This window comes from Okeania sp. SIO2F5 (genome assembly GCF_010692685.1).
Taxonomy (GTDB): Bacteria; Cyanobacteriota; Cyanobacteriia; order Cyanobacteriales; family Microcoleaceae; genus Okeania; species Okeania hirsuta.
This window is the reverse complement of sequence record NZ_JAAHGU010000026.1, coordinates 55,257-67,978: the sequence shown is the minus strand read 5'-3', so window position 1 is coordinate 67,978 and position 12,722 is coordinate 55,257. Positions and strand designations below refer to the sequence as shown.

The window sequence follows — 12,722 nt, the reverse complement described above, 5'->3', positions numbered from 1 at the left end:
TCCCTTGTTGCTACTACTCGCAAGCTGGGACCCTTGCTTTTTTGAATATGTACGCGATCGCATTTCTCAGACCAGAAATATTCCCTCTCTGGCAACTATTATTGACGATCGCTCTTCTATTAATTCCTTTGGCTGGTCTTGGCAGCTATCATAATTGCCTACCCCATCATATTGAGTGGATACAATTGAAGCTATATATACTTATATTATGGTATTCCTAAACAGGTAAAAATGCATTATGATGAATGAAGTAACAAATCGCTCCAATGTTATTTTCTAGCTTTTTGGAAAAGGAGATAGTCTTTCTGAGCAAGGGAGAAATCCTTTGGCATAAAGTATTATTGAGTAGCTCAATGTAACTTGTTGATCGAGTTTCTTTTCCTAGAGTCTGATGTCCCTTGCTGGGAAAAATCTCTTGATAACCAGACCAAAAATCTGTGTAACAAACAGCACATTGTCTATACACTTGTGGTAGCATATAGACATATCCAGAAAATAGGCAATAGGCAACAGCTGATCTGGCAAAAGGGAGAAATAATTGATAATTTATGGATAAGAATTGATTTTATTTTTGATTTTTACCAGATGTGTAATAGGGCACTCCGCCACGCTCCGCGAACGTCATAATCCTTCTGCCCTCTCAATACCTTGGGAGTCGATATACACTCCTACAATATCTCGAGTCACAAAATCTATAGCTAACCAAACCCATTGCTTTTTTCCTTTATGTCCAACGAATGACCACATCTCATCACATTGGATGGTTAGATGTCCTTTTTTTGACTCCCACTTTTACCTGTATGGGTACTATTTGATCAAGGTGATTCACATATCTTTGTAACCAAGGCTCAGAGACTCCCGTGAAGCGAGCAATAGCAGCTAAGGGTAGCAATTCTTGCAAGAGTTTATCAATCAACTCTTTAATTTCTTGGTTAGTCATCTCCTCCTTGGGGATTTTGGACAAATTGTCGGCCAAAGTCTCGGCATCTAAAGTTTTGCTTGCCAACCGTGAATTTTACCGTTCTTGACAATCTGGTTTGAGGTACAGTTGGGACAAGATATAATATTATTGACATCAGATCAACACACTATATTTTGGATATTTTCCTTCTATCCTTACATATTTAGGACTACCTATATTATTTATATCTTTAAGTATCTTCCTGATTTAATTCTTTAAATATTTTTTTTTGACTTCCATACTAAACTACAGATAATTTTTGTCATAAATATTAAAATTGTTGCTTAACGTATGTCAATTTTACTGATACAGATTTAGGCAAAACTTACGACCTGAGTCAGGATGACATATTTGTTTAGACAAAATACAGTATTGTTGATTTTTTCAAACTTTTGTACCTACTATCTGAAAGCTTTAACTATTAGGTTAAAATATGACTTACACACCTACTTTAACTCCACCATCTCTTTTAGAATTAGCACGATCTGGTGATTTTAAGGCGATTAGTTACTGGATAAATAAAGAATTAAAACCTCAAGGGATATCAGCTCGTGTAGCTAAAGAAACCACTGGATATTTACAAGTTTTAGTAGAGTTTCAGAAGGAACCTCCAACAGAGAAATTAATCAAGTATATTTGTCAGCAACTTTATCAACTGAATTCTCCTTTGCTAGAAAGAGTAAACATTATAGGACGTTTTAGGGGTTCACCCAATATCCTCTGGAAACAATCTGTTAGAATTCCACTAAAAAGAACATTAAATAATCAATCTAATATTCCCACCAAAAGTAATAATTTTAAATTTAAAATATTCCGCTCTTTCATATTAATAGGTTCAGTGGTGGCTACCTTTATATTGGGTTGTTGGGTAAGTTATTATGAAGTGCTAGTGCGAAATTCAATTTCATCAGTGGAAACTGCTGCTGGAAAAGTACGAGTAATTAATGATATAAAACTCACAAACCCAAACGACCCTACGGTTACCTTAATGTTTGGTGGAGATGTCAATTTATCTCATCCAGTTTCTGATGTAGTAAAAGAGGATTATAAGTTACCTTTTGCCAAAATGGATGAGTATAGAAAAGCTGATCTGGCAATGGTTAATCTGGAAAATCCTCTGACTCGTTCTACCATCAATAGTACAAACAGTCAGAATAAAGTAGCAGTAGATTCTAACTATGTCAATGTCTTGACTTCTGGAGGAGTGGATCTAGTGAATTTGGCCAACGACCAGAATAAGGCCAATAACCAACAAAGCTTAGTTGAAACAATAGATATTCTAGAGCAGGCAAATATTCACTCTGTAGGAGCGGGCAAAACAAAAGATGAGGCCAGAAAACCCAAGATTATTAAGGTTAAAGGCCAAAAGATAGCCTACCTAAGCTATGATGATACAGATATTCAACTAAATGCTGGGATAGTAGGAGTTAACAGTCGCCATAAAGACCAGATAGCTACAGATATTCAAATTCTGAGAAAGCAGGTAGACTGGATTATTGTTAACTATCACTGGGGAGTAAAATTATCAGAATATCCTGGAGACTGGCAAATGGATATAGCTAGGTCAACAATTGATCAAGGTGCTGATTTAGTTGTAGGACATCATCCTAAGGTATTGCAGGGGGCAGAAATTTATAAGGGGCAACCTATTATATATTCTTTGGGTAATTTGATTTCTGGAGATACTTCTAATCAAGAGAGTGATTATGAGACAGCAATCTTGAAAGTCTCTTTAAAACCAGGCAAAATGAAGATTGAGTTTTTGCCGATAGTAGTTAGCAAATACCAACCTCAAGTTGTGACAGGTAAAAAAGGAGAGGAAATTCTCAGTCACATTGCTCAAATTTCTAGTGTTTTCCATCAACCCATGAGAACCCCTCTCAAGATAGATAAGATCGATTCTTCTGTAAACTTTGCTGGTAGTGACTCTAGTCCAAGTAGATCGAACTCTAATATTTTATCAACTCCAACTTTACCTGAGTTGCCACCTAGAAGTATAGAAAATGAGCAAAATTCCACAGATGACTCTCAGAATTTGTCTGAAGGGGAAGCTGGTGTAGATAGTCAGAATAGCTTTTCTTTACCACCAATATTAAATCCCGAAGTAACTGTTAAAGAAGAAAGAAAACCTTTTATCAAAGAACCTTTTATCAAGGAACCATTTATTGAATTACCTCGTTTAAGAATTTAATTAAAATCATACAAACATTAATAATTATGATAATTATGGCTGCATATTCTGTTTTTTATATTCAATGATTCTGAAAATATGAGGTATCGAATGACGTAGAGTAAAGTGCAAAATGAAAATATTATCTAAAAAAATTTGATGGTTGATCGGAAATTATTATACTGTAATCAGATAAAAACTAGAGGTCTAAATAATTATTGGGCAAATCACCAAAAAAGTTGATTTTTATTTCTAGTTATCATCACCCAATGCCCAATATTAAATAATCAATTCCTGAATTAAAAACTGTGTTTGCCATCGCACTTCAACAAAAACAATACAAGACTTATACCCTCTCTGATTTAGGATTTAATTCTAGTATAAATGTCGTTCCAGAGAGAGGAGGAATAATTACAAGTTGGTGTATTAATAATCAGGAGCTACTTTACTGTGATTCCAAAAGGTTAGAAAATCCAGAATTAATATTAAGAGGTGGTATACCTATCCTGTTTCCGATTTGTGGCAACTTGCCGAATAACATATACGAATATAATGGTAATAGTTACTCTCTCCAACAACATGGATTTGCACGAGAACTACCTTGGGAAGTCATAGAAAAGTCTACTCAAGACCGAGCTTCAATGACTCTAGTTTTAACCAGTAATAGATTTACAAAAACTGTTTATCCCTTCGATTTTAAATTAACTTTTACTTATCAAGTCAAAGGTAATTCTTTAGAAATATTCCAAGCTTACACCAATTTGAGCAATACACAAAGGATGCCATTTTCAACAGGACTACATCCTTATTTCTTTGCTCCAAACAAGTATCAGCTTCACTTTGATATCCCTTCAATGCAATATGTGGAACCAAAAACAGGAATCGTCCACCATAATAATGGTAAATTTGACCTTAATCAAGATGAAGTGAATGCAATATTTGAAAGATTAACAGGCTTGGCCACTACCGTCTATGATCGAAGTCGTGGTCTCAAGATTCTCCTGAGTTATACATCTTCTTATTCAACTATGGCTTTCTGGACGGTTAAAAATGAAAAATTTTATTGTTTAGAACCATGGACAGCTCCTCCAAATTCAATAAATACAGGCGATCGTTTGATTGATTTAGAGCCTGGGTCTTCCTGTGAAATGCTAGTTAGGCTGACTGCAACATTTTTGTAATTCTTGCATAATATGTATTTGGTAGTGGTAAGGAACTTCCAAGAAATAAATTATCCCAAAACTATCCAAGGTTAGTATATTTTTGATAATAGTAATTATTGTGAGTGGTAAAGAAAGGAGTGTCCCATTACGACCAAAAAATAAGGTCTCAAGCCTCCTCTTTTAAGGAAATGAAAAAAAATAAAGTTAAATATTTCAAGGCTCTGATTTCAGGCAGAAGTACTAATAACTGATAACTGAAATGACCCCTTTTTCCCGATGATGTAGTAAATTAATACAGAAGAACTAAATTGTCCATAAAGGTTTCACAATATCTCAATTTTTTTTTCTGAAAACTATTGCAAGATTAATTATGACTATGCTATAGTTAGTGGAAGTGTTAAATAAAATAAAAAAATTAATAGGGGTCGCTAGCTCAACGGTAGAGTACTCGGCTTTTAACCGATTTGTTCCGGGTTCGAATCCCGGGCGACCCACTAATATTAAAATCTTAAAAATAATTAATTCAGAGCTTCACCACTGCTCTATAAAATTTCTGCCTTTATACTTATCAAAATAATTGGGGCTTGCTGAATAAAGCTAAAAGTCAGGATAGCTAAGGTAATGGAGCTTTTGATATTCAGTTTATCTCCAAGTTTATGGCTCTTATTGGCATCAATTTACTGAAATTTTCTGCTGAAAATCAAGAAGATTTCTTCACATAAAATGGCTGAAAGCATTGCCTATTTCTTCATCTCCGCGTCCCCGTGTCTCTGCGTCCCCATGTCCTACCCCCACCAACCAATTTTTTCAGCAGACCCTAATTGGGTCGCGCAGCCCCGTCTTTTAAGGCGAAATATTTTTGGAGCTTTGCTCAAATCCCCGTTACAAAAATAACTACTGACTTATAAATCCTGACTTTTGACTTCGTTAAAGCGGTAGATATTATTTGCCATAATAATTTTTATATCTAAAATATTATATTGATAGACAGAATCTTCAATTTGTCTTAATATTGTCGTAAGATTTAAACTTAAGTAAATCAAATTTACCCATCGGCTAATAACAAAAAATATAGGAGGACAAGGTATGGCTATCGTACCAATGCGGTTATTATTAGACCACGCAGCAGAAAACGGTTATGGAATTCCTGCATATAATGTCAACAACATGGAGCAAATTCAGTCCATTATGCAGGCTGCTGATGAAACAAACAGTCCTGTAATTCTCCAAGCTTCTCGTGGAGCGCGTAAGTATGCTGGTGAAATTTTTCTACGTCACTTAATTATAGCCGCCGTAGAGACATATCCTCATATTCCCATCGCCATGCACCAAGACCATGGTAATGCACCCTCTACTTGCTATTCTGCTATGCGCCATGGTTTCACTAGCGTGATGATGGATGGCTCCCTAGAGGCAGATGCTAAGACTCCTGCTAGCTTCGACTATAACGTTAATGTTACTGCTGAAGTAGTTAAAGTTGCTCACTCCATTGGTGTAAGTGTAGAAGGAGAACTAGGTTGCTTAGGTTCTCTAGAAACTGGTATGGGCGATAAAGAAGATGGTCATGGTGCAGAAGGCGTCCTTTCTCGTGAACAACTTTTGACAGACCCAGATGAAGCAGTAGAATTTGTAGAACGTACTCAAGTAGATGCTCTGGCAGTTGCTATTGGTACTAGCCATGGTGCTTACAAGTTTACCCGTAAGCCTACAGGAGAAATTCTAGCTATTAGCCGTATTGAAGAAATTCACCGTCGCCTACCTAATACTCACTTGGTTATGCACGGTTCTTCTTCTGTCCCTCAAGACTTATTGGAAATGATCAACCAGTATGGTGGTTCAATTCCAGAAACTTATGGTGTACCTGTAGAAGAAATTCAAAAAGGAATCAAGAGTGGTGTTCGTAAGGTAAATATCGACACTGATAACCGTTTGGCCATTACTGCTGCTATCCGTGAAGCTGCTGCTCAAGATCCTTCTAACTTTGACCCTCGTCACTTTATGAAGCCTTCTATCAAGTACATGAAACAGGTTTGTGCCGATCGCTATCAACAATTTGGCACTGCTGGTAACGCTAGCAAAATTAAGGTTCAAACTTTGGATGAGTTTGCTGCTAAATATGCTAGTGGAGAATTAGCTGCTACTACTAAAAAAGCAGTAACAGTATAGTTTATAGCACAATCAGAATTCTACATTTGAGCTTCTGAAATATTTAATTAGTTTAGTTGATGAGAAGCCCTGAAAATAATTAGGGTTTCTCATTTTTTTTTAGCATTCTTAACTGCTCGATTAACAAACCCACTAATTTATTTAATTTAATTAGGGCTTTCTGATTAAATATCAAAGCATTGACTGATATTGGTTGTAGAATTTTTTGGTCTAAAAAAGTGTCAGCTTTTCGGTGGAAAGAGCTGCATAAAGCTAGTATTTTGGGACGATTATGGCAAAAAAAAACAAGGGACAATTTTTCCGACTACCTCCTCTATAATTCCCATTTCTCCTGACTCCCCCTCCTGAGAGGGGCGCGCGGGTAGGTTGATTCCTGAGGACTGACTCCTACCTCTACCAAAAAATTTTATTCAGCAAACCCTAATTAATTATTCGTACATTGCTCGTGAATTCCCCCCTGTTTACAAATGTAATTAATTTGATTAGGATCTAAGTTTTTGGCAAAATTAAAATTAACTCCCCTTAAATAATCGGATTTGAATGTCTCAAGTGGACTTGCCAAAAATTGGTCTAATTGAGCCGGTTTTGGAGTTACTAATTTGGCTCCTTTTAAATCAGTTCCACTCAAATTTGCTCCTCGTAAATCTGCCAAACTCAAATCTGCGTTTCGTAAATTAGCATTCTGTAGTTGAGCATTCCGAAAATTAACATTTGTTAGTTGGGCTAAACTCAAATCTGCTTTTCTCAAATTACTTTTACTGAAATTTGCCCCTGATAAATTTGCTCCTTGCCAATTAGACTCCATTAAATTAGATGATTGAAAGCTAGCTCCTTCAGCCTTAACTTTACTTAAATGAGCTCTGCGTAAATTAGCTTCTGATAAATTAGCACTTCCTAAATCTGCACCAGTCAAACTTGCTTCTGTTAAATTTGCTCGCTGTAAATCAGTTTCAATTAACTTAGCACTGCTTAAGTTGGCTTCTGTCAGAATTGAATCAGGCATTTTTGCTTTATTTAGAATTGCTCTAAATAAGTCTGCACGTTTCATCACCACTGGGCCAAATGTCGCACCCGTTAAATTGGTTTCTATCAGATTTGCTCCACTCAAATCAGCAATCAAATCGTCAAAAGTTCCTAAACGATTATCTTTTCCTGGTCCATAAAAGCGACTATTCTTAAAACTAGCCTGATTAAGAGTAGCGCCTCTAAATTTCACTCCAGACAAATCAGTATTTTCTAATATCAAAGTAAAGCTAGCAGGGCCAGAAGTTATCTGACCTAAATCAACGCCACTTAAGTCAGCCTCTTTAACCGACCCACTGTAAACTTTGAGAACTTTAGCGATCGCCTTTTGAGTAGCTCGTAGTCGCAGAGATACCAGAAGCTGTTCTTGAGAGTTGCCTCCATAACTTAGAGAATCTAGATCATTTTTGAGGGCTTGATTTAAGCGACGTAGTTCCGGTATTACCGTTGGTCCAGCACTAACTAAAGATTGTTGAATTCCATCAAGTATACTTGGTTCATTTTCTTGCCCCAACAAATCTACTAACAATGGTATGGCACGAGGATCTTTAGTAGAACCCAAAGCTAAAACTGCCACTTGTCGTTGCTGAGGTTTACTCGAAGTCAGGGACAACTTATTCACAAGAGCCAGAAACATATCATTATCTTGTTGTTTAAACTCTCGCCAATTTGCTTGATTTTGAATATAAACATGAGTGCCAAAAATTGTCCCCAAAACCGAGACCATACCTAAAGCAGTTATCATCAGTAAAGTCATACCTGGATTTTTTCGCATCCAAGGCCAAAGATGAAAACCTTCTGATTTTTTGTGAGTAGTAACAATTGCTGCTATTGAAGCTTGTGTCTGAGTATCGATAAAATTAAAAGGATGAGAATCTAATTGACCAGAACGGGCATCTACAACAAAAGTGTTTCCTAATCGATCATGTCCTGTACGACGTAGTTTATTGAAACGAATCAAAGAAATATCACCTAGTAACGCTAATCCCGACAATGCTAATAGAATTGCCAAAGAAGGAAATGCCCCAGTTAGATACCAAATCAAGTAGGCAGTTCCCATAGGTAATCCCCATTTAGCAAAACCCTCACGGACTAGGGTTCTTCTCAAGCCTGGAGAAGTTCCTAAAGCTGTCACAACTCTGATTTCAAACCAACGCTTAGGCAATGTTTGACCTGTTCTAGCTAACAAAAATAATTGCCAACCTACAATTGCTAAAGGAGCTAATAATGCTCCAGACCAAAATAGATTAGCCAGAGGTGTTACTTTCTGATAACGGTTTCGTAAAGGAATTCCTAAAGTATTGGCAATTGCTTCTGTGGTGGTTGCTACTACTGGGTTGAGAGGAACAGATTTGTTGCCTATATTACCCAAGTGACCAAGCCAAAATGGAACTATTCCACTAAGAACAACCAGGGATACTTCTGTAGTCCAAGCACCACATCTACGGACCCAGATAGGTAATTGCTGGGATTTTTGTTGCCACGATGCCTCTGTGTTATTGCTATTATTGATATCTGAAATATCTGAACCAAAAGTTGGGCTTGTCATATTGATGTGCTTACTCTAGTATTCTCAACTTTTAGACTAATTATTTTGCACCGTTAAGTATGGTATTACTATTAAGGCTACCTGTTTTCACCCTTTTTTTTAGTTTCCTAACTAGGAACAAATAAGGAGCTAATATCACATTTAAGCTGGTTCTATATTTATTTTCCCATACTTTCCAAACTTATCCGTTATGTCTAAATTTTGTTAACAGATAAAACCTGTAATCAATTCATACAGTGCTGGTAACCGATCGCAGAAATACTATATACTATTATTGTTTTGTGGTCAAACTAATTTTGATACTTTATTTCACACTACACTAGGTAAATACTATAACTAATCTAATTGAGCAAATTTTACTCAGACTAAGACTGCCAATAAATCTAGTATTCGTCTTTATTTATATATTTTTTAATGTATCAATAATACCTATATTTTTGAGTATTTATTAATAGTTTGCAGCAATAATCATAATTCATTTCTGTCTTTCACCTTCATCTTTACCTGTTTCTGAATAATTAGGTAAGAATAAAAATTTATATCCTATATAAATCGCTCCTCCAAACACAGCTATAGTAATTAACAAAGAAACTAAACTGATAATCGCCTCTAATATCTTGATTATGAATAGAGGAATAATAATTAAACTTATAATTTTTGCCCATTGAGGAAGTTCCTTAAACCATTCTAACAATTGGTAATAAAAACCTTGAATAGACTTAAAAATATTAGATAGAGGGTTCAATACATTTGGTACAGATCCCTGGTCTACTTCGGGATTTTTTTTAAAGTTATTATTGTTGTAATTATTCATCTAAAAAAAGTTTTACTTTAACTCATCAAATTATAGATAATATTTGCTCAGGAATAATTATATACCAGAAGGAAGAAGGAAGAAAAAAGGAAAAATCTTACGTTGTCTGAGTTTTAAGCTTTTGATCTGTCCTAACCTTTCCTTCGACTACTATAAATTCTCAATATTCTATATTTTAGATAAAAATATAGAATATTGAGATGATTGACCAAGTATAGCCCTACGCGCAAGTCAGAAGTCAGAAGTCAGTACGGGTGAATGGCCATTCGCCCGTACATACGTAATCTATGACTGGGTTGGAGCATTTAGGAATGTCCTAAGTTCTGCTTCGACTGCTACATCAGGAAATAACAAAAAATTAAATCTCCAATTTTTGGCATAGCTGTTTCATTAAGGCTGAAACTTATTGGGGGGAGTGAGTTTGGGAGGTATGGGTTGGTGGGGGATATGGGAAAATGCAAACCCCCAAACAGTTAATTCAACCCATAAAAAAGTTGTAGTTTTTCTCTACACTTCCCATACTCCCAACACCCAGGTAATCTATAAAGAATGAAATAGCCCTGGATTTTTGGACTGCCTCCTTACTTGGTCAAACTTATGGCTCCCCTACCCTGCTCTCCTGCTTTCAGTTGAATAGGATTTTTTGATTTGGAAGCCAAAGTTAAGTATTTAACCACTCTTGCTCTTGCCGTACTACTTTTAGTATTAAAAATTGACGTGCAAAATATAAAGTAGGATAAAATTCTCTGCAAGCCTATCCGATTACTTAAAGATTCTGTAAAGAACCAACCTAAAAGTTGCAATCGTCGATCAACTTATGTCAAAATAAAACAGATTGGCTAAGAGTATAGTAAAAAAAATTACCACCTCATAGTTTAAAACCCACTTATTGCAGCGCTTTATCAAGCTTTGAGGCTCAAGCAAAATAAGTAAATGTCACTAAAATTACATTCTAATAGGTGTATTACTCAGGATAAATAATCTAAAGTAAAATCCTAAGTCCAATCCAGATAACCAAATAATATCTGAATATACAAGCCAATACTTCTCCTATTCTAATGAGTGAGACAGTGAAATATTCCACCCTAATAGACCTACTTCAAACTTTATCAGCAGAACAACCAGAAAAACTAGCATACACTTTTTTGGTTGACGGCAAAAAAGAAGGGGAAAACTTTACTTATGCTTCACTAGAGCATCGAGTACGAGCTATTGCAGCATTGCTACAAAAACATCAAGTCAAAGGAGAACGAGGCTTACTACTCTATCCACAAGGACTAGAAGCAATAGCAGCTTTTTGTGGTTGTCTATACTCTGGGGTAATCGCAATTCCAGTACCTCCTCCAGAAGCAGGTCGTCTCAAACGAACTTTGCCTAGACTTAGAGCCATAGTTCAAGATGCTCAAGCTTCCCTGGTGCTAACAACGGCCACAATTATTTCCCTTGTAGAAGAAGTAGCTGATGAATTTCCTGAGTTCGAGACAATGCGCTGGATAGATACTGAATCTGTTGATTTAGAAATAGCTCAGGAATGGAAAGATCCAGGTGTTACTAGCGATACACTAGCTTATTTGCAGTATACCTCTGGTTCTACTTCTACTCCAAAAGGGGTAATGCTGACCCACAAAAACTTAATTCACCACTTAGGCTATTTACAGAGAGCTTGTGGATATACCCCAGAAAGTAAAACTATTACCTGGATGCCTTTCTTCCACGATTATGGGTTAGTGGAAGGAATGATGGAACCCCTATATAATGGAACTCCATGCTACATAATGTCCCCATTTTCATTTGTGAAGCAACCCCTGAGATGGCTGCAAGCTCTGTCAAATTACAAAGCGACCCACTCTCAAGCACCTAACTTTGCTTATGACCTTTGTGTTCGCCGAGTTAAGCCAAAACAACTATCTACTTTAGACCTTAGTAGTTGGGAGGCAGCAGGTAATGCGGCGGAACCTATTAACCCAAAAGTTATGGAGAGTTTCTACGGAACTTTCTCAGCTAGTGGTTTTCGCTGGAATGCCTTTGCTCCATGTTATGGACTAGCAGAAGATACTTTACTGGTTTCAGCTAAACCTAAACTCACAGACCCGGTACTTTGCACTATAGATGCAACAGCTCTAGTAGAAAAAAATAAAATTGTAGAAGTTTCTCCTGATGCGACAGGAGTAAGAGCTTATCCATCTTGTGGTCGCTTAGTTTGTGAAACTCAGGTAGCTATTGTCAATCCAGAAACTTTAGCAAAATGTGCTACTGATGAAGTGGGAGAGATTTGGGTATTGGACCCAAGTGTAGCTCAAGGCTACTGGGAACGTCCGGAAGCTACCAAAGAAACTTTCCAAGCTTACATCAAAGATAGTGGAGAAAGTCCGTTTTTGCGGACTGGAGACATGGGATTTATGAAAGATGGGGAGTTGTATATTACGGGTAGGATTAAAGATTTAATTATTATCCGAGGTACAAATCACTATCCCCAAGATATTGAGTGGACAGTACAACAGGTTCATCCGGCACTTCGTCCAGATTATGGTGCTGCTTTTTCAGTCGAAGTTAGGGGTGATGAACATTTAGTCATTGTTCAAGAGGTAGAACGTCGCACTCAAGATTTGGATACGGAGAAAGTCATCAATGATATCCGCCAAGCTGTTTCAGAAGACCATGAATTACAAGCTTATGCTGTAATTTTGGCTAAGTCAGGAAATATTCTTAAGACTGCTAGTGGCAAGATTCAACGTCGTGCTTGTCGTTCCAATTTTTTGGCCGGAACCCTAGACGTGATATCTGACTGGAGTGAAAATCCTCAACTAACCTCCAAGTATCGAAAGTTACAAGAAGAAGTTGAGTCATTAGCATCCCAAATGAAAAATAGCTAGAAA

6 protein-coding genes, 1 tRNA gene and 1 pseudogene are annotated in these 12,722 nt (G+C 36.6%); 5 read left to right on the top strand and 3 right to left on the bottom strand.

Going from position 1 to position 12,722, the window contains the following annotated elements:
• Positions 1-217: 217 nt before the first annotated feature.
• Positions 218-1,062, bottom strand: a pseudogene (locus F6K27_RS34355) (IS1 family transposase).
• Between the two features lie 332 nt (positions 1,063-1,394).
• Here F6K27_RS34355 and F6K27_RS12155 point away from each other — a divergent pair.
• The 4 genes from F6K27_RS12155 to fba all read left to right on the top strand — a co-directional run bounded on the left by F6K27_RS12155 (position 1,395) and on the right by fba (position 6,460).
• Positions 1,395-3,152, top strand: a complete 1,758-nt coding sequence (locus F6K27_RS12155; RefSeq protein ID WP_287276387.1) for a CapA family protein — start codon at positions 1,395-1,397, stop codon at positions 3,150-3,152.
• Positions 3,153-3,439: 287 nt separating this feature from the next.
• Positions 3,440-4,312, top strand: coding sequence for an aldose epimerase (locus F6K27_RS12150; RefSeq protein WP_287276386.1), 873 nt, complete (start codon positions 3,440-3,442; stop codon positions 4,310-4,312).
• 404 nt (positions 4,313-4,716) lie between these two features.
• Positions 4,717-4,788: transfer RNA gene (locus F6K27_RS12145), tRNA-Lys, on the top strand.
• 592 nt (positions 4,789-5,380) lie between these two features.
• Positions 5,381-6,460 carry a class II fructose-bisphosphate aldolase gene (fba, locus tag F6K27_RS12140; protein WP_287276384.1) on the top strand — a complete coding sequence of 360 codons (1,080 nt, stop codon included), beginning with the start codon at positions 5,381-5,383 and terminating at the stop codon, positions 6,458-6,460.
• Between the two features lie 424 nt (positions 6,461-6,884).
• Here the strand turns inward: fba and F6K27_RS12135 are convergent, their stop codons facing one another.
• Positions 6,885-9,032: a pentapeptide repeat-containing protein gene (locus F6K27_RS12135; RefSeq protein WP_287276383.1), complete on the bottom strand. Its 2,148-nt coding sequence runs from the start codon at positions 9,030-9,032 to the stop codon at positions 6,885-6,887.
• 475 nt (positions 9,033-9,507) lie between these two features.
• On the bottom strand, positions 9,508-9,846 hold the full coding sequence (locus F6K27_RS12130) for a hypothetical protein (protein ID WP_287276380.1): 339 nt from the start codon (positions 9,844-9,846) through the stop codon (positions 9,508-9,510).
• Positions 9,847-10,904: 1,058 nt separating this feature from the next.
• Between F6K27_RS12130 and F6K27_RS12125 the strand changes: the two genes are divergently transcribed.
• Positions 10,905-12,719, top strand: coding sequence for a fatty acyl-AMP ligase (locus F6K27_RS12125; RefSeq protein WP_287276378.1), 1,815 nt, complete (start codon positions 10,905-10,907; stop codon positions 12,717-12,719).
• Positions 12,720-12,722 lie beyond the last annotated feature (3 nt).

What these genes read in the sequence shown, in the direction of transcription:
- fba (WP_287276384.1), top strand. Translation starts at nt 5,381, where the DNA reads ATGGCTATCGTACCAATGCGGTTATTATTAGACCACGCAGCAGAAAAC.
- F6K27_RS12155 (WP_287276387.1), top strand. Translation starts at nt 1,395, where the DNA reads ATGACTTACACACCTACTTTAACTCCACCATCTCTTTTAGAATTAGCA.
- F6K27_RS12135 (WP_287276383.1), bottom strand. Translation starts at nt 9,032, where the DNA reads ATGACAAGCCCAACTTTTGGTTCAGATATTTCAGATATCAATAATAGC.
- F6K27_RS12125 (WP_287276378.1), top strand. Translation starts at nt 10,905, where the DNA reads ATGAGTGAGACAGTGAAATATTCCACCCTAATAGACCTACTTCAAACT.
- F6K27_RS12130 (WP_287276380.1), bottom strand. Translation starts at nt 9,846, where the DNA reads ATGAATAATTACAACAATAATAACTTTAAAAAAAATCCCGAAGTAGAC.